Below are 19,512 nucleotides of genomic sequence, written 5' to 3'. Positions count from 1 at the left end.
TTTCAACTGATTAACGTAGCGTTCCTGGCGCGCCGAACATCAGGGGGTCAGGCCGTACGGGCTGAATATAAAGACTCTCGCAAGTGAACAATTCAGGGCGGGAAATCAGATAGCCTTGTGCAAAATCCACGCCCATTTCCTGCAACGCAGATTCAATCTGCGGCGTTTCAACGTATTCAGCAATAGTGCGCTTGCCCATGACATGACCGATATTATTAATCACCTCGACCATAGCCTTGTTGATCGGGTTGTCGAGCATGTCCTTCACAAAACTGCCATCGATCTTCAGGAAATCCACCGGCAAGTGCTTGAGGTAGGCAAAAGACGACATACCCGAGCAGAAATCATCAAGGGAAAACTGACACCCCAATGCCTTCAACTCGTTAATGAATCTGATCGCACTTTGCAGGTCGGCAATCGCACTGGTCTCGGTGATCTCGAAGCAGATCATCCCGGGCGATACGTCAAACGTCTTGAACTGCTGTTTCAGGTATTCGAGGAACGTATCATCCCCGATACTCGATCCAGACAAATTTATAGCACATAGTGCCTGCGGCACCTGATGCCGATCATCACTCTGGCACTGGGCAATGACTTTGAACACATTGTGTACCACCCAGCGATCGAGGGTGGTCATGAGGCCGTAGCGTTCGGCGGCCGGAATGAAATTGTCCGGTACGACCATTCGTCCAGACTCGTCGCGCAGGCGCAAGAGGATCTCAATGTGTCGTACTTCGCCCACTTCGCCCTTTATTGAGGCGATTTCCTGCGCATAAAGGCAAAAGCGATTCTCGTCCATTGCCATGTGCAGCCGCTGTATCCAGGCCATCTCGCCGAAACGCATCGACAGCGTCAGGTCATCCACACTGTAGGCCTGGACTCGGTTGCGACCTCTTTCCTTGGCCATATAACAGGCCATGTCTGCAGCAGACAATGATCCTTCCAGAGACGCAGGTGTATCGCCGAGGTGTACCAGGCCAATACTGACGGTAGTCATGAATGGCCGACCTTTCCACATGAAATGCAGACGCTGCACCACTTCGCGCAACGCCTCGGCCATATCGAGCGCCGTTTCGGCAGGACAATCGACCAGCAACACACCGAACTCGTCGCCTCCCAGCCGGGCCAGCGTATCCCCGTCACGCAAGCCCTGCGGCAAGGCCCGGCACAGCTGGCGCAGCAGTTCATCACCCGCCGCATGACCACCGGTATCATTGACCAGCTTGAACTGGTCCAGATCGAGAAACATCAGGCAATGGCTCCGGCCCTGACCGCAGTCTTCGTCGAGCACTCGCTGCAAACGGCGTTCGAACTCGCTGCGGTTGACCAGGCCGGTCAGAGGATCATGGGCAGCCTGCCACGACAGATCGGCGATGTACTGCTGCTCCTGGGTCATGTCATGCAGCACCAGCACCGCGCCACTGATCACGCCTTCGGTGTAGATCGGCGTGCCGACCAGCGCGACCGACACCGTGCTGCCATCAAGGCGCTGGATCAGCTTGCTGTTGGCGCTGCCACCCTTGAGCTTGCCGGTGATGATCTGCTCGACCAGCGTTGACTGGTCCTTCTGATCGTTTTCATCCAGCAGATTGAACAGCGCAGCCAGCGGAAGCCCGCTGGCCTGAGTGCCTTTCCAGTGGGTGAGGCCCTCGGCGGCCGGGTTCATGTAGACGATGGCGCCGGCCACATCGATGGTGATCACCCCGTCGCCGATGGACTCCAGCGTGATCTGCGCCCGCTCCTTCTCCAGTTGCAGGGCGTCGGCAAACACGCGGCGCTGGACGATCAGACGGCGCACCCGCAGCAGTGCCAGAAGAATCAATACCACGGCGGTGATCAGATTGACCGCTATCAACAGGTTGAGGATCAGCCTTGAGCCTTCGCCCAGCGCATCACTGAACGCACGCGCAGCAGGCGTGACGCCTTCATTGATGACATTGATCTGCTCGCGCCATTGATCGACCTCGGCGGCGCTCACAGCCCCCTGACCGACCCGGTCGTGGATGTGCCGGGCAAGTTCGTCGAGCTGCATGAGGTAGCCATCACCCACTTCCCAGAAATGAATGGCCTGTTTCATGAAACTGAAGTTGTGGAAGTTCAGGTACATCCAGATGATGCCATTCACATCATCCGGGTGATTGCCACCCTGAATGATTCCGCCTCTGGCATCCGCCAGGGACGGGATGGGCTGATCGAGCGCCTTGCGCAGCGCATGGCCGCCCTGAGGTACGGAAAAGGCTTTTTGATACTTGAGGTAGTCACGCTCATCATGCCGATTGGCGTACAGGCTCAGGTAGTGGATAGCGTCCTTCTGCCCCTTGGACCAGAGACTCTCCCCGGCCACATAGCTGCGCACGGCAGACATGGTGTAGAGACTGACGCATCCCAGCAACGCCTGAAACAGCGCGACGGCAATGAAAGGCCATACGATGCCCAACAGACGGGGCTTGGAGAAGGTCCATGGTTGCTTCATGGGTTTCACGTCACCACATGCCTGAATAAACGTCTAGCGCAGAGACTAGGCTAAATTCGCCCATGATGGCAGGTGAATCTCCCGCAATCGAGCCAACCTGTGCGCTGATCGAGGCTTGGCACATCAGATTTGTTGCAAATGTCCGTACAGTTTTGCGTACAGACCTCCATCGGCAATCAACTGCTGATGGTCACCGTCCTCCGCAATACGCCCGCCATCAAATACCAGTACCCGGTCAGCCTGCTTCACGGCCGACAGGCGGTGGGCAATGATCAACGTCGTGCGGCTGCGCAGAAAACGTGCGAGTGCCTGATGCAGGTTGTACTCGGTGGCAGCATCCAGCGCCGAGGTGGCCTCATCGAGGATCACCACCTTGGGGTCGGACAGGACCATGCGCGCGATTGCCATGCGCTGGCGCTGGCCACCCGACATTCTGACTCCGGAGCGTCCGACCACGCTGTCCAGACCCTGTGGCAGATCGCGGATCGCGGAATCGAGTTGCGCAACTTCCAGTGCACGCCAGCAGGCTTCATCGCTGCAGTCGCGGCCCATGGTCAGGTTGGCGCGTACGGTGTCGTTGAACAGGGCCGGATGCTGCAGTACCACGGCGACGTTTTCGCGCACGGTCTCCAGGCCGATATCCTGCTGGCTGACGCCGCCAAAACGGATCACGCCGGTGCGCGCCGTATAGAGTCCCAGCAGCAACTGCACCAAGGTGCTCTTGCCACCCCCGCTGGCACCGACGATGGCGACTTTTTCTCCCGGCGCGATGTTCAGGTTCAACTGGTCCAGCACCAGGTCTTCGCCATAGCCAAAGGTCAGGCCACGGACCTCGACCCCCACGGTTTCCTTGCCCTCGAACGGGTCGGTGCCGCCGGCATATTGCGGCTCGTCGGCGCGCGCCAGCAACTCGTTGATGCGCGTCAGCGCCCCGCCTGCCGCGTAGTAGGCGTATTGCAGGTTCAGCAGTTGCTCAACCGGCGTCATCATGAACCACAGGTAACTGAACACCGCGAGCATCTGCCCGATGGACAGGTCCGAGAACAGCACGGTAAGCATTGCCGCGGCGCGAAAGATATCGATACCGAACTGGAACAGCAGCCCGCTGGCACGGCCCGAGGCGTCGCTTTTCCATTGTGAATTGATTGCGTAGTCACGCACTTCCTGCGCGCGTACGCCCAGGCGTCCCAGAAAGAAGCCTTGTCTGTTCCCGGCCCGGACTTCCTGAATCGCATCCAGCGTTTCGCTCAGTGCCTGGGTGAACCGCGACGTACTGTCGTTCTCCAGCTTCTTGAGGTGCTTGACGCGCTTGCCCAGTTTCACCGTGAGCAGGATGACCAGCGGGTTGAACAGCATGATCAGCAGCGCCAGTTTCCAGTGCATCCACATCAGAATGCCTGCAGTACCTGCCAGGGTCAGCGTGGCCACCAGCAGGCGGCTGAGGGTTTCACCGACGAACTTGTCCAGCGTGTCCAGATCGGTCACCAGATGCGTGGTTACCGTACCGCTGCCCAGGCTTTCGTATTCACGCAGGGAAATGCGCTTGAGCCGCTCGATCAGCCGCAGCCGGATACGATAGACGATGTCCTTGGCCAGCCCGGCGAACAGCCGCGCCTGCAACACATTGAACACCAGCGCCCCGACCCGCAGCACCAGCGTCAACGACAGCATCAGGCCAATGTAGCCCGCTGCCTTTTGCCAGTTGCCAGGTAGCAGGTGATCCATGACCTTGAGCGCAGCATCGCCACGGCCCAGCAACACCTCGTCGACCAGCAACGGCAGCAGCAACGGGATAGGCACACTGCACAGCGTGGCCAGCACCGCGACACCGTTGGCCAGCCACAAGGATTTTTTATGCCGCAAGGCAAGACGACGGATCTCGGCCCAGCTCAATGCGTCGCTGCGTGTGGCGTGCGGCTGTCGGGCAGCCTCAGGCACTTCATCATGCACTGGCTGCACGCTCCAGCCATCGACCCAGCAAGGGCGAAAGGCTGCTCAATGGCTGATAACCGTTGGTCAGCAGCGCCAGCTGACCGTTGCGCTCTGCCAGCAGGGTCGGGAAGCCGGCAATCCCCAGATCCTGTGCCCAGGCGAAATCGGCGGCGGTGGCCGCCTGGCGCTGCGGACTTTCGAACTCATCGGCAAATGCCTGACGCGACAGCCCTGTCTGCTCCGCGAGCTCAGCCAGCACCGACGGACGCGTCACGTCACGGGCCTCGTTGTAGAACGCCCGCTGGATGAGCCCGACCAGTTCCCAGGCGCGGTCCGGGTCCAGCTGCCGTGCCGCAGTGACGGCAAGGCAGGCAGGCGTAGTGTCGTAGACAAACCCTTCCGGCAGCGCCCCTTCGCGAAGAAACGGCTGGCCGGTAGCCTCTTCGACCGCCTGCCAGTGCTCAAGAATGTAACGACGCTTGGCAGGCTCCAGCGCAGCACCTTCAGAGCGCAGACCGCCCATGACCAGATGCAGCGGCACGCCCGCCGCCCGAGCCTGTTGCACCAGCGCGTCGGCAACCGGAGCAAAGCCCCAGCACCAGGAGCACATCGGGTCCATGACATAGATCAGGCGGGCAGACATGGCTCAGGCCTCGGAGGGTAAACGATAGTTGCGACCGATCGGATGCGGCTGATTACGTGCCTTGGCCAGTTCGATCTGCTTTTGCCGGTCGATGGCGCTGCGACGCGTCTTCTCGCTCAGCGAATCCCAGCAATGCGGGCAACTGACGCCAGGCGAGTAATGCTCGCTGGCGCGGTCCTCGGCACTGATGGGCGTGCGGCAAGCGTGACACTGATCATAATCGCCTTCGGTCAGGTCGTGGCGCACCGTGACCCGATTGTCGAACACGAAACACTCGCCGCGCCAGTGACTTTCCTGCTCGGGGACTTCTTCCAGATACTTGAGAATGCCGCCCTTGAGGTGATAGACCTCTTCGAAGCCCTCGCCGAGCATGTAGCTCGAGGCTTTTTCGCAACGGATGCCACCGGTGCAGAACATGGCGACTTTCTTGTGCACCGCCGGGTCGAAATGCGCCTTGATGTATTCCGGAAACTCTCGAAACGACGTGGTCTTCGGATCGATGGCGCCCTCGAAGGTGCCGATCGACACTTCGTAATCGTTGCGGGTATCGATCAGCAGCACTTCAGGATCGCTGATCAGGTCGTTCCAGTCCTTGGGCTCGACGTACGTACCGACGCTCTTGTTCGGGTCGACGCCTTCGACGCCAAGGGTCACGATCTCTTTCTTGAGCTTGACCTTGGTGCGATAGAACGGCTGCTCGTCGCAGTAGGATTCCTTATGGTCGATATCGATCAGGCGCGGGTCGCTCTTCAACCACGCCATCAGGCCATCGATGCCTTCGCGACTGCCGGACACCGTACCGTTGATGCCCTCGTCGGCAATCAACAGCGTGCCCTTGATGCCGTTGTCGACCATCGCCTGCAACAGCGGCTCGCGCAGTTCCACGTAATCGCTGAGGGTGACGAACTTGTACAGCGCAGCCACGACGATCGGCTGAGTCATCGGCTCTTGAGTCATGTATCTCTCCAGTGGCGACCCTCGCAAAGGGCCTACCGGGTAAAAAAATGCGGACCAAAAAAACGCACCGGCCAGGCGGCGCGGTGCGGATTCTAGCAAAAACCGGAGTGCAGCAGACAGCTCGGCGGGGCAATAGCCCCCGGCAAGGGGGCCGGATCAGTAAAAAGCCATGATCAATGCCCGCCGGCACAGGTCGGTGAAGCAGGCGCTATACCGACCTTCGACCATTCTTCAGGCGTGTAGGTGTGCAACGCCAGTGCATGAAACTCGCCCATGAGCGGGCCCAGCGTGGCGTAGACCTTCTGGTGCCGCTTGACCGAGTTCAGGCCCTGAAACTGGTCACTGACCAGAACCGCCTTGTAATGGGTCTGCTGACCACGACTGTGCATATGACTCTCGTCGAGTACTTGCAGGTGGTGCGGTTGCAGCAGCGCAAGCGCCGACTCGATTCGTTGTTGCATGGTCATGATGGAAATCGCCTGTCAGGGCTTTTTGGCCGGAGCCGGAGCAGCTGCCTTGGCAGGTTCCAGTTCGGCAGTCATGTCAGCCAGCAGCTTGTTGACCACCGGAACAGCGCTTTCCAGCTTGCTCTGGGTCAGCTGGGCCGACTGCTGAGCCAGCTCAGGCATCTTGGTCATCACTTTCTTGCCCAGTGGCGACTGGTAGAACGCGACCAGATCCTTCAGCTCGCTTTCGGTGAAGTTTGCGGTGTACAGCTTGACCATCTCGGGCTTGAGCTTGTTCCAGCCAATGGCTTGGTCCAGAGCGGTGTTGGCCTTGGCCTGATAGGTTTCAAGCAGGGCTTTCTTCGATGCAGGTGCCTTGGTTTCAGCGAAACGCTGAGCGAACATCTGCTGAACCTGAGCGTAGACCGGAGCGCCCAGGCGATCGGCGTTGGCAAGCTTCAGGAACGTTTCGGCGCTCGCGTTGTGACTGGCGGTGTCGGCGAAGACCTGGCCGCTGGCACAGACCAGGGCTACCGCGGTACAAATGGCACGAAGACGGGTCATCGAGTTTCCTTATCTAGCAAACGAGGCATTACCCCAGGGCCGACCATTCTGCGCTTATCTGGGCTTTTGGCTCAACCCCCGGTTCACCCAGCGGTTAAAAAGCACTGCGCGGGAACCCTGTGGGCATATGGACACCTAACCCTGCAACGCACTTAAAGGAGTAAGACCAGTGAGCCGCACCGAAACCGATAGCATTGGCCCGATCGAAGTCCCCGAAGATGCCTACTGGGGCGCGCAGACCCAACGCTCACTGATCAATTTTGCGATTGGCGACCAGCGAATGCCGCTGCCCGTCCTGCACGCACTGACCCTGATCAAGAAAGCTGCCGCACGGGTCAACGATCGAAATGGCGACTTGCCTGCCGATATCGCCCGCCTGATCGAACAGGCCGCCGACGAAGTGCTCGACGGTCAGCATGACGCGCAATTTCCGCTGGTGGTCTGGCAGACCGGCAGTGGCACACAGAGCAACATGAACGTCAACGAAGTGATCGCAGGCCGCGCCAACGAACTGGCTGGCCAGGGGCGTGGCGGCAAGTCACCGGTTCACCCCAACGATCATGTCAACCGCTCGCAAAGCTCCAACGACTGCTTCCCGACGGCCATGCACATTGCCACTGCCCAGGCGGTCAAGGCGCAGCTGCTGCCGGCCATCGCCGAACTGTCCAGCGGGCTGGCCGAACAGGCCGCGCGGCACATGAAGCTGGTCAAGACCGGGCGCACACACATGATGGACGCGACGCCGATCACCTTCGGCCAGGAGCTGTCCGGGTTTGTCGCGCAACTCGATTACGCGGAAAAAGCCATTCGCGCCGCCCTGCCCGCCGTCTACGAGCTGGCTCAGGGCGGGACGGCAGTCGGCACCGGGCTCAATGCGCCCAAAGGCTTTGCCGAGGCCATTGCCGCAGAACTGGCGGCCCTGTCCGGACTGCCATTCGTCACCGCACCCAACAAGTTCGCCGCGCTGGCCGGTCACGAGCCACTTGCAGCGCTGTCCGGCGCACTGAAGACGCTGGCCGGCACACTGATGAAAATTGCCAACGACCTGCGTCTGCTGGGCTCAGGCCCGCGTGCCGGTCTGGCAGAAGTCAGACTGCCTGCCAATGAGCCCGGCAGTTCGATCATGCCCGGCAAGGTCAACCCGACCCAGTGCGAGGCCTTGTCGATGCTCGCCTGCCAGGTCATGGGCAACGACGTGACCATCGGTTTCGCCGCCAGTCAGGGCCACCTGCAACTGAACGTGTACAAGCCGGTGATCATCCATAACGTTCTGCAGTCGATTCGCCTCTTGGCCGACGGCTGCAGCAATTTCAACGAACACTGCATCGCGGGCATGGAGCCGGATGGCGAAAAAATGGCCGAACACCTGGAGCGCGGCCTGATGCTGGTCACCGCACTCAATCCGCATATCGGCTATGACAAGTCGGCGCAGATTGCCAAGAAAGCCTACACCGAAGGTCTGACCCTGCGCGAAGCGGCATTGGCGCTGGGTTACCTGACCGATAAAGAGTTTGATGCCTGGGTGCGGCCGGACAAAATGCTCGAGGCAGGCAGTAATGGCTGATGCCAGAAGCGGCGCAACGCCACTGGAAGGCAATGGCAAACGAATCCTGATGGTCTACGGCACGCCGAAGGCCATCAGTTTCTGCCACGCCCTGGGTGACGCCTACGCGCAAACGGCGCGTGGCGAAGGGCATGTGGTGCGGGTCATCAAGCTGGGCGAACTGGACTTCGATCCGATTCTGCATAACGGCTACGATCAGACTCAGACACTTGAGCCCGACCTGCTCGAAGCCCAGCGCCAGATTCACTGGGCCGAGCATCTGGTCTTCGTCTATCCGGTCTGGTGGGGCGGCTTGCCGGCGTTGTTGACGGGCTTTTTCGACCGGGTGTTGACGCCCGGTTTTGCGTTCAAGGTCCACGGCCGCAAGCACTCATCCAATGAACTGCTTCGCGGCCGGACAGCTGAGCTGCTGGTCGCCATGGACACGCCGCCGCGCTACTTTCACTGGATCTACGGCGCGCCGGCTCACCGCCAGATGGTAAGGACCATACTCGGCTTTTGCGGGATAAAGACCAAACGCCTGACCGAGTTTGCTCCGGTACACAGCGCCAGCGAACAGCAGCGCCAGGAATGGATTATTCAGGCGCAGGGGCTGGGCAGACGCTGATCTGCCCCGCCACCCGCCAGTCAGGCCTGCGCCAGCCGGGCCTTGCGTGCCCTGAGGCCGGCGACCAGCGAAGGGCCAAGCGCAGTCAGCGCCGACCCGGCCACCACCAGCAGCGCACCGCCATAACCCAGCACGTTCAACTCTTCAGCCTGCACGTAATCCGGCCACAGCCAGGCGGCAGCCGCCACGGCGGTCAGCGTGACCAGAGGCGTCAGCGCAAGCGTCGCACTGACCCGCGAGGCCTCCCAGTGCGCCAGCGCTTCGGCAAAGGCGCCGTAGGCCACCAGCGTGTTCAGACAGCAGGCCAACAGCAGCCAGCCCTGCATCGGGCTCAACAGCAATGCCTCGGCAGGGTGCGCCCACGGCGTGAGCAACAGGGCGCAAAACAGGTAGATCACCATCATCACCTGCAGCGAATTCCATACCGTCAGAAGCTGCTTCTGACTCAGCCCGTAGAACGTCCAGATGGTCGAGGCCAGGAGCACTACCAGCACGCCCAGGGTGTAGTCGCCCAACGAGGTGAAAAGCTCCACCAGACGCTGATTGAAAAAGAATCCGAAGCCCACCAGCAGCACCATCAGGCCGATGCCCTGCCCCAGACTGAAACGCTCCTTGAACAGAAAGATGCTGCTGATCAGCAGAAAAATCGGACCGACCTGAACCAGCAATTGCGTGGTGCCCGGGCTCAGCAGGCGCAAGCCAATGAGGTACAGCACATAGTTGCCGACCAGACCGAACACGGCCAGCCCGACCAGCACCCTGCCCTTGCGCCCCAGCACCTTGAAGCTGGGCAGGCGCTTGACCGAGGCCAGCCAGATGAACAACAGCGCCCCGGACACAGCCAGGCGGAACCAGGTCACGGTCACCGGATCCATCACCTGCAGCACCTGCTTGAGCTTGATCGGCAAAATGCCCCACAGCAGTGCGGTCAACAGTGACAGGCAGAGGCCATAGACCCAACGACCAGACGAGATGTGCATTGCAACTTCCGCGAGAGATAGAACAGAACACCCATTCTAGGCGCTGATCGGCAAAGCAACAGTTACAGCTGGATGCAGTTAACGACGCGAATTGTGTTCCTTACCCCTGGCCGCCGTGGTTGCGCTGGTAGGTCTCACTGCCCATGGCCTGAATCTGACCTTCGATCAACGCATCGAACGGCTTGAGCAACGCCTCGAACGAGGCAGGTGCTTCCAGCGTCTGCAAGGTGTGCACGATGGCCTCGAGCGTCGACAAGGCATCAGGGCCCGGCGCCTTGCGCAAGCGATAACGCGAAACAGGCGCGGCGCCCGGCGTCACCCTTGGCAGCTCGGCGAGCAAAGGGTTGAGGTGCAGCAATTTGCGCGCCTTGCGCCAAGTGCCATCCGGCACGACCAGCAGCATGGGCAGCGAATCCTGTGCATAAGAAGTCAACGTCTGCGCAGTGTCCCCCGGAAACAGCAATCGCGCTTGATAGCCAGGCGGATTCAAAAGCGCTTGCAGATCGTCGAACACTTCGCCCACCAACAACTGCGCATTGACCAGACCGAGCGAGGCCAGTCGGGCGGTGTTCAAGGCATGACCGACTTCATCCGGATGCTGCAGGATCAACACCCGCGTGCGGCTGTCCAACTGCGGAATCAGGGCGCACAGACAATGCGTGGCAGGACGCAGGCAACGTTCACAACGGGCACGGGGCATCGATGGGTACTCGATCAATCTCACATGGTCAAAAAGGCTGCGCTGCGCGACGAATCAGCGTTGCCGCAAACCGCCTGTCGAACAGCCGTGCATTTTAAACAAATCAGCACCGCAACGGCGCGGCAATCCACAGCCGCAACGGCGATTTGAGCTAGCCTCATGGGTCTGGGCTGGAGAAATGAAGTACGCCTGCTGTATCTGACAAGATCCACATCAGGGGCTTTCATGAATCGCGAAGAGATCAGGCAAAAGGTGTTCGACGCCCTAGGCATCATTCTAGTAGACAAGAGCGCCATTCAGGATGACGCCACCTTCGTCGATCTGACCCTTGATGACGATGATATCGAGCTGTTTTTCCTCGCACTGGAGGAAGCCTTCGATTTCACCCTCCCTGAAGCCATCAGAACACAGGCAATCACCAGACCAGAGCAGTTTGCGCTGCACAGGATCATCGAGCTGATTTTTTTATTGCAGGAGGCGAAAAAGGGATCAGCAAAGCCGGGGGAAGAGACAGGACACCAGCATTGAACGCCAGCCCTTGTATCGGGACGCCCTGTGCGCCCCGACGAAACTCAACATGCGCATTACCCTGTGGCCAGGGTCAGGCGAGAAGCTTACCGGCGTTGGCGGCGACGATCATCGTCGGCACGAACCGGAATGGGTTGCAGTTTTGGGCGTTCTATCAAACCCAATGCAACGCCTACATCGTGGAGCCATTCTTGCAGTTTGCTATTCATAGAGCCCCCTTGAGGGAAATACTCGGCAGTCGATCCGTACTCATCACTCACTAGAGATCATAGAAGCAAATGAACTGTTAGCCGAGTGCAACGGGAAACAATTTTCCCGATGGAGTCAATGTGACATTTGTGCAGCGTAGCTTCTAGTCTTTGCGACGGACGGCCTGTTACTGAACATTACGCCGGGCAGTCGTACGGCTCAGTCAGGCGGGCTGATCAGGCCATCATTATCGGTCATCGCCCGCTCCAGCAAATCGGCAGGCAGACTCTTGCTCGCGCGCGCGCCCAGCAGTTTGAGTTGTTCGCTGCGGCTGATCAGGTTGCCGCGCCCTTCCGTCAGCTTGTTGCGCGCCGCCGAATAGGCCTTGTCCAGCTGTTGCAGGCGGTTGCCGACCTCATCCAGATCCTGAATGAACAACACGAACTTGTCGTACAGCCAGCCTGCCCGCTCAGCGATCTCACGGGCGTTCTGGCTCTGACGCTCCTGCTTCCACAGGCTGTCAATCACCCGCAAGGTAGCCAGCAGGGTCGTAGGGCTGACAATCACGATGTTGCGGTCGAAGGCTTCCTGGAACAAATTCGGCTCGGCCTGCAGGGCGGCGGAAAAGGCGGCCTCGATAGGCACGAAAAGCAGAACGAAATCCAGACTGTGAAGCCCCTCGAGACGCTTGTAATCCTTGCCCGACAAGCCTTTGACATGGTTACGCAACGACAGTACGTGCTGCTTCAGCGCAGCCTGACCAATGACTTCATCATCGGCAGACACATATTGCTGGTAGGCCGTCAGGCTGACCTTGGCGTCGACCACCACCTGTTTGTCGCCCGGCAACATGATCAACACGTCAGGCTGAAAGCGTTCGCCGTCCGGCCCCTTGAGGCTGATTTGCGTCTGATACTCACGACCCTTTTCAAGCCCGGCATGCTCGAGCACACGCTCCAGGATCAGCTCGCCCCAGTTGCCCTGGGTCTTCTGCCCCTTCAAGGCGCGTGTCAGGTTGGTCGCCTCATCACTCAAACGCTGATTCAACTGCTGCAGACGCTCCAGCTCCTTGGCCAGGGAAAAGCGTTCGCGCGCTTCGTTCTGGTAACTTTCCTCGACACGCTTTTCGAACGACTGGATACGCTCCTTGAGCGGCGTGAGCAATTGGCCCAACTGCTGCTGGCTGGTTTCGGCGAAGCGCTGCTCGCGCTCATCGAAAATCTTGCCCGCCAATTCGGCGAACTGTGCACGCAGCTCATCACGGGAACCCTGCAGATCGTTCAGGCGCTGCTGATGGCCATCCTGCTGTTCACGCAGCTCAGCGTTAAGCGCCGCACACTGCGCATCAAGACGACGCAGTTCTGCCTCTCTGGCGGCACGCTCATGATTCCAGTCCTGGGCCGTTTCGCGCGCGTTATCGCTTTCCTGACGCAGCAACTCGACCTCGCGGCGTAACGCGGCAAGATCAGCCTGCTTGGCCGCATTGGCCTGACTGAGGTCGCTGACCTCGTCACGACACGCATCCAACTGGGCATTGAGACCTTCCTGCGCCATTTGCGCCATGCTCAGACGCTCATCGAGCAGCGCGCTCTCGGCCTGACGAGCGGCCAGACGGCGCTGCAGATGCCAGAGCAGAGCCAGCAAGGGCAGCGCTGCTGCGGCGAGCCCCAGTAACAGGCTGTTCAGGTCCAGTGCCATAAAGACTCCATGCGGGCTGAATAATAACGGCCAGCGGCAGTTTGGGTAGGGCGTGCGGATAGTGCAGCAGAAACACCGTCTCGGGCGAGACGAAATCAACAGGCGGGCATAAATCGGGGGAACGGATTGTACGCGTTTTCAGCGCAGCGCACAGCCCCTATTAGGGGGACATTTTCCTCGGGACAATCCACAGAAGCTGTGGATAACTCAGTGGACAACCCCCCTTTAACTTGCGCAAACGCAAGCAGCATGGGGCCTGCGCTCAAACTGACGATTTTTTCACCAGCTAAAAAAAACGATGTTTTTCATTGACTTAATAATTCACCATCATAAATCAAACCCTTAGCTTCGCTTGTGACAGTGATGTGGCAGCTTGTGCCGCTAATGTGCACAACTCCTCATCAAGGCCGTTTTTGGTCATTTCATGCATCATATTTTGCGTTCCCGAACGCATCGCATTCTCAATGAATACAAGGCTTTCAGCAGGTTTTCAGGTGCTGGACCGACATGACTGACGACCCATTTCGCGCATTATTCAGGGCAATGAAAGCGACGCAGGCGACAAATTGCACAAGTTGCGGTCCAAGCACTGGCAAAAATGCACCTCACTCTAATTTACCAACGATTCAGTGAAGGGACCCATGAAGGAGATCGCCAAGTTCTTCCTGCTGTTGTTGGCCGTTTGCCTCGTCGCCCTGGCAGTCAGTATCGTCCTGCCACCCCCGGACGGCGGCGTGTTCGCCTACAGCGTGCTGCTGTCAGCGATCGCCCTGATGCTGATCATCTGCGGTGACCTGAGCAACGGGCGTATCAACGCGACAGGCGATATCATGCGCGCCATCGAAAGCCGCAGGTCGCTGCGGCTTACCGTCGCCGCCTATCTGCTGGGCTGCTCGATGGTGGCGTCAGTCACCGTACTGATTTATCGGCTGGCCGGACACTGGTGAAGATTTGTTCACTGCCACTTGCAATGTTCTGATGGGGCGAGTAATATCGCCGCCGTTAGTACCAAGCTGAAAATCAATTCCGGTCGACAAGTCCCCCGACAGACACTCCTCCATGCGACGAGAATGTTGGCAACAAGGGATCGACCACCTCGATGGTTTCCAGACATGAACCTTTCGCGCTGATTCACCATTTGGGGTGACAGTGCAGTCATGGCTCTCATGCTCTGCTTCAACCAGCCTGCAATTGATCAGGATCTTCACCCGGAGCGTAGAACCTTTGCTCCTGTTGTGTTGCCTGCCCTCCTAAGTACCTACCGGTCAGCCAGAGCGCCATACGATAAAGCGCGCTTCAACTGCCTGTCTTTGTTCCAGTCAGGTTCTCCGCCCAGCCAGGCTTTTGTATCAAATGTCGGCCCGCGTTTACTGGAATCTTTATTTTTGCACGGTATTGTTCCGTGTTGCTTCAGGAAACACCTTGAATATGAATACTCAGACTCAACATGCAATTCACACATTGACCAACGCTTTTGCCCCGATGAACTGCCTGATCATGGCCGCTCGCAAAGGCTGCTTCAGTTTCACCATCGTCAATGAACACGGCATCGCCCGCCACAGCGAACGCCTGTACCCCGATCAGTACGCCAGCGCCGAACCGCTGCAGGCCGTGATCGAGCGTACCCGTCAGGCCCTCATCGCCTGACGAAAACGCTGCACCGCAAGCCGAAAGCCCCGCACTGCAAAGGCGGGGCTTTTTTATGCGCGCTTTATAACGGCGGCATTACGCAAGGATAAGGCTCTGGGCCTGCGCTAATTCGCAGGTCCTACTCCTGCGGCGGGATTGTCCTACAAGAATAGCTCTAAATCGGGCTCCTCAGCCTATAGCGCGCCATCGAAAATGTTGGTAATTTTCGAGCGGTGAACAACAAGGAGTTCTAATAATGAAAATAATGACAAAAGCACTGAACCGGACAACGCTTGGACTCGCACTGGGTCTGGCTTCTTCTCAACTGCTCGCTGCCGGCTTTGCCCTCAACGAACAAAGCATCAGCGGCATGGGCACCGGCTTTGCAGGTCGCTCCTCGTCAGCCGATGACGCAAGCACCGTATTCGGCAACCCTGCCGGTATGTCCCGCATCAAACGCGAACAAATCAGCGTCGGTGCAGCTGCCGTGATCGCCAAGACCGATATCGACAATGGTCGTGGCACATTTGGCGGCAGCAACGACGGCGATATGGTTCCGGTGGTCGGCGTACCCATGGGCTATTACGTCAAACCAATCGATGATCACTGGGCATTTGGTCTGGGCGTGTACGTACCGTTCGGCCTGGTCACCGATTACGAAAAAGGCTTCGCTGGCCGCTACTGGGGTGACAAGAGTCACGTCCAGGTCGTGACCTTCCAGCCGACCGTCAGCTATGCATTCAACGACAAGGTGTCCATCGGTTTCGGCCCGACGATCAACCGTATCGACGGTGAACTGACCTCGGCAACATTGAACGCCGCAACACCGGGCCGTAACGACGGCAAAGTGAAGATCGAAGGCGATGACACCGCAATCGGCTTCAATGCCGGTATTTTGGTGCAGGCTACCGACACCACTCGCCTGGGCCTGACTTACCACTCCAAGGTCGATTACAAGCTCAAGGGCAAGACCAAGATCGAAGGTTCGGGTTTCGGTCCTTTCGGCGGCCAGAAGTATGACGCTTCGCTGGATATCTCCACACCCGAGTCCGTGGACTTCTCCATCACCCAGCAGATCGACGAAAACTGGACGGTCTATGCCGGCAGCACCTGGACTCGCTGGAGCCGCCTGCAAGACATCACCGTCAACAACGATGGCGTCCCTGCCTTACTGGGCGGTTCTGCCGGCCCAATCGGCACCATTACTGAAGAGCAGAACTGGCACGACACCTGGGCGCACGCCATCGGCGCCTCGTACAAGGTCAATAAAGAGTGGACGCTGCGCACCGGTTTCTCCGTTGATCAGTCGCCGACCAACAACGTCAACCGCTCCCCACGCATCCCGACCGGCGATCGCAAGATCATCAGCTTCGGTGCAGGCTGGAGCCCGACCGACGACCTGACCATCGACGTGGCGTACTCGTACCTGCGTGAAGACGAAACCAAGATCCGCGATTCCAGCGCGACCAAAGGTTCGTACAGCGCCGACTACCGTAACACCGCTCACGGCCTGGGCACTTCGGTTACCTATCGCTTCTGATAAGCAACTGCCAGGCTGAAAAAAAGCCCGCAACCCGTAATGGTTGCGGGCTTTTTAATTGGGCGCCTTGAGCTCTCAGACCTGCATTGATTGACTAGCGTGCAGATACTCCGCGTCATTAGCTGACTATCGTGCCAATGCTCCGCGCCATTGATTGACTATCGTGCCGATGCTCCGCGTCGGCATGCAGTTCTGGACGCTCTGCGTCCTCTATGTGGCGCTCTGCGTCACACAAGGGTTCTGCGATGCCAGGTCGATTCAGACAAGACTCAAGCCGCCCTTTTTTGCCCCCTAAGGCTTAGACGCAATCGCCTTCTCAATGGCTGCGATCAGCTCCGGATCATCCGGCTTGGTCATGCTGGAAAAGTTGGCGATGACCTTGCCCTGACGATCGACCACGTACTTGTAAAAGTTCCAGCGCGGCGCACTGCTCTGCTCGGCCAGCACCTTGAACAAATGGGTCGCATCGTCGCCGCGCACGGCCTGCGGCTCGGTCATGGTGAAAGTCACGCCATAGTTGACGTAACAGACCTTGGCGGTCTCCTCACCATCCTTGGCTTCCTGTTTGAAGTCATTGGACGGCACGCCCAACACCTCCAGCCCCTGCCCCTTGTAGCGCTAACTCAGCGCTTCAAGGCCTTTGAACTGCGGGGCGAAGCCGCAGAAACTGGCAGTATTGACCACCACCAGCGGCTTGCCGGCGAAGCGCTTGCACAGGTCGATGTTTTCCTTGGCGCGCAGCTTGGGCAACTCGCCTTGCAGCAACGGCGGGCAGTCGGCAGCCATGGCAGCACCGCTCATGGCCAGCAGCAAAAGAGGGATCGAAAAAAAGCGAAGTTTCATCATGGCGGCCCTGGATATTGTTGTCTTCTGCCGACACGCTACCGCATGCCGGAGCGTCTGCCTAGCAAGCGCCCATTCCCAGTTGCAATGCGGCCAGCCCGACATGCTGCCAGGCCCACAAGAGCAATCCCAGCACCACCGCGCCCACCAGCAGCGCCGCCAGCAACGGCCAGCGCCGACTCATGCCAGACTGCCCTGCGCCTGCAAGCGTGCCACCGGGCGCTCGCGCACCGGCCAGTTGAGTGCCGCAGCGAGCAGACTCAGGAGTATCGAGACTTGCCAGATCAGGTCGTAGCTGCCGGTACGGTCATATACCAGCCCGCCCAGCCAGCCACCGAGGAAGGCGCCTAACTGGTGAAACAAAAAGACAATGCCGCCCAGCATCGACAGGTTGCGCACACCGAACAGTGTCGCGACCGTACCGTTGGTCAGCGGCACGGTGGACAGCCACAGCAAGCCCATCGCCACGCCGAACAGATACGCCGTGGTCTGGCTCAAGGGTATCCACAGAAACAATACGATTACTACCGCGCGCAACAGGTAAAGCACGGTCAGCAGCCGGGGCTTGGACATGCGCCCGCCCAGCCAGCCTGCGGTGTAGGTGCCGAAGATATTGAACAGGCCGATCAGGGCCAGCACTGTAGTGCCGACCTTGGCGGGCAGGTGCTGATCCACCAGATACGCCGGTAAGTGCACGCCAATGAATACCACTTGAAAGCCGCAGACGAAGAACCCCAGTGCCAGCAGCCAGAACCCCGAATGCGAGCACGCTTCACGCAGCGCCTCGCCGAGGGTCAGCTCGACGCCGGTGGATACGCTCGGCGCATCCTTGAGCATGCCCACCAGAGGCAGGATCAACGCCGCCATCACGCCCAGCACCAGCAAGGCGCCGGACCAGCCCAGCCAGCTGATCAGGCCCAATGTACCGGGCAGCATGGCGAACTGACCGAATGAGCCGGCTGCGCTGGCGATACCCATGCCCATACTGCGTTTTTCCGCAGGCAGCGCACGCCCCACGACCCCCAGGATGACCGAAAACGATGTGCCGGACAGACCGATACCGATCAGCAGACCGGCGCTCAATGAAAGGCTGAGGGAAGAATCGGCGGTACTCATGCACAACAGACCTGCGGCATACAGCACACCGCCGACGAAGACGACTTTCGCCGCCCCGAATCGATCTGCCAGCGCCCCGGCGAAGGGCTGTGCCAGGCCCCACATCAGATTCTGCAGAGCGATGGCAAAGGCAAAGACTTCGCGTCCCCAGCCAAACTCGGCGCTCATGGGCGCCAGAAACAGACCGAAGCCGTGCCGCGTACCCAACGAAAGCGCAAGAATCAGCGCACTCCCCAGCAGAACCCAGCCACTGGTACGCCAGATCGATGTCATGGTTGAGCTCCCTGCGCTGTGTGTTACATGGTTTTACCCGCGATTGGCGAAGCTACGCGCTGCCGGTAAAAGCTGTCAACAAAGCGTTGCGCAGGGTCTCAAAGCAGCGCCAGCGTCAGCAGCACCGCCAACTCCAGCAGCTCGAGCAATGCCCCGGCTGTATCACCGGTGCATCCGCCCAGACGGCGCATCATCAGTTGCCGCAGCCAGAAGAAACAGACGGCGCAGACCAGCAATACGGCTACCCCCGACCAGCCGGCGAGCAGCACGCACGCAATGGCGGTGGCGAGCAAAACCTTGCGTCCAGGGCCGCGCGGCAGGTGATCGGCCAACGCCTGCCCCAGCCCGCCGGAACGCACATACGGCGTCCCCAGAAACAGCCCAAGCATGGCCGCGCGCCCGATCACCGGTGCCAACAGCAGCCAGACGCTGGCATGGCTCTCGATCAGCGCCAGAATCGCAGCAAACTTGAGCAGCAGCACCAGGACCAGCGTGACCACGGCGATAGGCCCGCTGCGTGGGTCTTTCATGATCTTCAAGGTGCGTTCACGGTCACCGAAGCCGCCCAGCCAGGCGTCAGCACTGTCGGCCAGACCGTCCAGATGCAGGCCGCCGCTGAGCAACACCCAGGCAGTGAGTACCAGCGCGGCGTGCAGCATCAGCGGCGCACCACTGAGCAGCGTGTTGAAGCCCAGCAGCAGCGTGCCGAACACCGCCCCCACCAACGGGTAAAACAGCAAGGAACGCCCCAGCTCTTCAGGGCGCGGCATGCCAGGCAGTCTGATCGGCAGGCTGCCGAGAAATTGCAGGGCGATCCAGAACGGCAGCAT

At 59.5% G+C, this 19,512-nt stretch carries 19 protein-coding genes and 1 pseudogene; 6 read left to right on the top strand and 14 right to left on the bottom strand.

Going from position 1 to position 19,512, the window contains the following annotated elements; all coding sequences use genetic code 11:
• Positions 1 to 10 precede the first annotated feature (10 nt).
• The 6 genes from KBY08_RS02640 to KBY08_RS02615 all read right to left on the bottom strand — a co-directional run bounded on the left by KBY08_RS02640 (position 11) and on the right by KBY08_RS02615 (position 7,015).
• Positions 11 to 2,473, bottom strand: coding sequence for an EAL domain-containing protein (locus KBY08_RS02640; RefSeq protein WP_011268569.1), 2,463 nt, complete (start codon positions 2,471 to 2,473; stop codon positions 11 to 13).
• Positions 2,474 to 2,596: 123 nt separating this feature from the next.
• A complete protein-coding gene (locus KBY08_RS02635; protein WP_011268570.1) occupies positions 2,597 to 4,423 on the bottom strand; it encodes an ABC transporter ATP-binding protein in 1,827 nt (608 codons plus the stop codon).
• Entirely contained in the window at positions 4,416 to 5,048 is a 633-nt protein-coding gene (locus tag KBY08_RS02630) for a DsbA family protein (protein WP_003404247.1), read from the bottom strand. Before KBY08_RS02630 ends, KBY08_RS02635 begins: the two co-directional genes overlap by 8 nt.
• 3 nt (positions 5,049 to 5,051) lie before the next feature.
• Entirely contained in the window at positions 5,052 to 6,005 is a 954-nt protein-coding gene (locus KBY08_RS02625) for a rhodanese-related sulfurtransferase (protein WP_003404248.1), read from the bottom strand.
• 173 nt (positions 6,006 to 6,178) lie between these two features.
• Positions 6,179 to 6,472 carry a BolA family protein gene (locus tag KBY08_RS02620; RefSeq protein WP_057457136.1) on the bottom strand — a complete coding sequence of 98 codons (294 nt, stop codon included), beginning with the start codon at positions 6,470 to 6,472 and terminating at the stop codon, positions 6,179 to 6,181.
• 15 nt (positions 6,473 to 6,487) lie between these two features.
• Positions 6,488 to 7,015, bottom strand: coding sequence for a DUF2059 domain-containing protein (locus KBY08_RS02615; protein WP_003314637.1), 528 nt, complete (start codon positions 7,013 to 7,015; stop codon positions 6,488 to 6,490).
• 169 nt (positions 7,016 to 7,184) lie between these two features.
• Here KBY08_RS02615 and KBY08_RS02610 point away from each other — a divergent pair, with 169 nt between their 5' ends.
• Positions 7,185 to 8,579 carry a class II fumarate hydratase gene (locus KBY08_RS02610; protein WP_024640839.1) on the top strand — a complete coding sequence of 465 codons (1,395 nt, stop codon included), beginning with the start codon at positions 7,185 to 7,187 and terminating at the stop codon, positions 8,577 to 8,579.
• Positions 8,572 to 9,186, top strand: a complete 615-nt coding sequence (locus tag KBY08_RS02605) for an NAD(P)H-dependent oxidoreductase (protein ID WP_011268572.1) — start codon at positions 8,572 to 8,574, stop codon at positions 9,184 to 9,186. The genes KBY08_RS02610 and KBY08_RS02605 overlap by 8 nt, the downstream gene beginning before the upstream one ends.
• Before the next feature lie 20 nt (positions 9,187 to 9,206).
• Here the strand turns inward: KBY08_RS02605 and KBY08_RS02600 are convergent, their stop codons facing one another.
• Together KBY08_RS02600 and KBY08_RS02595 are read right to left on the bottom strand one after the other, a co-directional pair.
• Complete coding sequence (locus tag KBY08_RS02600; RefSeq protein ID WP_057457137.1) at positions 9,207 to 10,166, bottom strand: DMT family transporter; 960 nt, start codon at positions 10,164 to 10,166, stop codon at positions 9,207 to 9,209.
• Between the two features lie 100 nt (positions 10,167 to 10,266).
• On the bottom strand, positions 10,267 to 10,866 hold the full coding sequence (locus KBY08_RS02595) for a tRNA-uridine aminocarboxypropyltransferase (protein WP_003404257.1): 600 nt from the start codon (positions 10,864 to 10,866) through the stop codon (positions 10,267 to 10,269).
• A gap of 225 nt (positions 10,867 to 11,091) precedes the next feature.
• Here KBY08_RS02595 and KBY08_RS02590 point away from each other — a divergent pair, with 225 nt between their 5' ends.
• Entirely contained in the window at positions 11,092 to 11,394 is a 303-nt protein-coding gene (locus KBY08_RS02590; RefSeq protein ID WP_024638875.1) for a hypothetical protein, read from the top strand.
• An 86-nt stretch (positions 11,395 to 11,480) separates the two neighbouring features.
• Here the strand turns inward: KBY08_RS02590 and KBY08_RS26475 are convergent, their stop codons facing one another.
• Together KBY08_RS26475 and rmuC are read right to left on the bottom strand one after the other, a co-directional pair.
• Positions 11,481 to 11,603 (bottom strand): PA1414 family protein, encoded by a 123-nt coding sequence (locus KBY08_RS26475; protein ID WP_003418154.1) that lies wholly within the window; start codon positions 11,601 to 11,603, stop codon positions 11,481 to 11,483.
• A 199-nt stretch (positions 11,604 to 11,802) separates the two neighbouring features.
• A complete protein-coding gene (gene rmuC, locus KBY08_RS02585) occupies positions 11,803 to 13,167 on the bottom strand; it encodes a DNA recombination protein RmuC (RefSeq protein ID WP_161429162.1) in 1,365 nt (454 codons plus the stop codon).
• 755 nt (positions 13,168 to 13,922) lie between these two features.
• Here rmuC and KBY08_RS02580 point away from each other — a divergent pair.
• The 3 genes from KBY08_RS02580 (at position 13,923) to KBY08_RS02570 (ending at position 16,450) form a co-directional block, all read left to right on the top strand.
• Positions 13,923 to 14,228 carry a hypothetical protein gene (locus KBY08_RS02580; RefSeq protein ID WP_003404260.1) on the top strand — a complete coding sequence of 102 codons (306 nt, stop codon included), beginning with the start codon at positions 13,923 to 13,925 and terminating at the stop codon, positions 14,226 to 14,228.
• 481 nt (positions 14,229 to 14,709) lie between these two features.
• Positions 14,710 to 14,928: a hypothetical protein gene (locus KBY08_RS02575; protein WP_002554588.1), complete on the top strand. Its 219-nt coding sequence runs from the start codon at positions 14,710 to 14,712 to the stop codon at positions 14,926 to 14,928.
• A 238-nt stretch (positions 14,929 to 15,166) separates the two neighbouring features.
• Entirely contained in the window at positions 15,167 to 16,450 is a 1,284-nt protein-coding gene (locus KBY08_RS02570; protein ID WP_011268576.1) for an OmpP1/FadL family transporter, read from the top strand.
• A 291-nt stretch (positions 16,451 to 16,741) separates the two neighbouring features.
• Here the strand turns inward: KBY08_RS02570 and KBY08_RS02565 are convergent.
• The 4 genes and pseudogenes from KBY08_RS02565 to KBY08_RS02555 all read right to left on the bottom strand — a co-directional run bounded on the left by KBY08_RS02565 (position 16,742) and on the right by KBY08_RS02555 (position 19,512).
• A pseudogene (locus KBY08_RS02565) lies at positions 16,742 to 17,293 on the bottom strand (glutathione peroxidase).
• A gap of 61 nt (positions 17,294 to 17,354) precedes the next feature.
• Positions 17,355 to 17,477 carry a hypothetical protein gene (locus KBY08_RS26375; protein ID WP_032611050.1) on the bottom strand — a complete coding sequence of 41 codons (123 nt, stop codon included), beginning with the start codon at positions 17,475 to 17,477 and terminating at the stop codon, positions 17,355 to 17,357.
• Complete coding sequence (locus KBY08_RS02560) at positions 17,474 to 18,682, bottom strand: MFS transporter (RefSeq protein ID WP_024641142.1); 1,209 nt, start codon at positions 18,680 to 18,682, stop codon at positions 17,474 to 17,476. The genes KBY08_RS26375 and KBY08_RS02560 overlap by 4 nt, the downstream gene beginning before the upstream one ends.
• A gap of 98 nt (positions 18,683 to 18,780) precedes the next feature.
• The gene (locus KBY08_RS02555) at positions 18,781 to 19,512 is read right to left on the bottom strand and encodes an adenosylcobinamide-GDP ribazoletransferase (RefSeq protein WP_024659854.1); all 732 of its coding nucleotides are present in this window, start codon (positions 19,510 to 19,512) and stop codon (positions 18,781 to 18,783) included.

This window comes from Pseudomonas sp. P135, from assembly GCF_020312125.1.
Taxonomy (GTDB): domain Bacteria; phylum Pseudomonadota; class Gammaproteobacteria; order Pseudomonadales; family Pseudomonadaceae; genus Aquipseudomonas; species Aquipseudomonas fragariae.
Note: the sequence above shows the minus strand (reverse complement) of the source record. Positions and strands in the feature narration are given on the sequence as shown.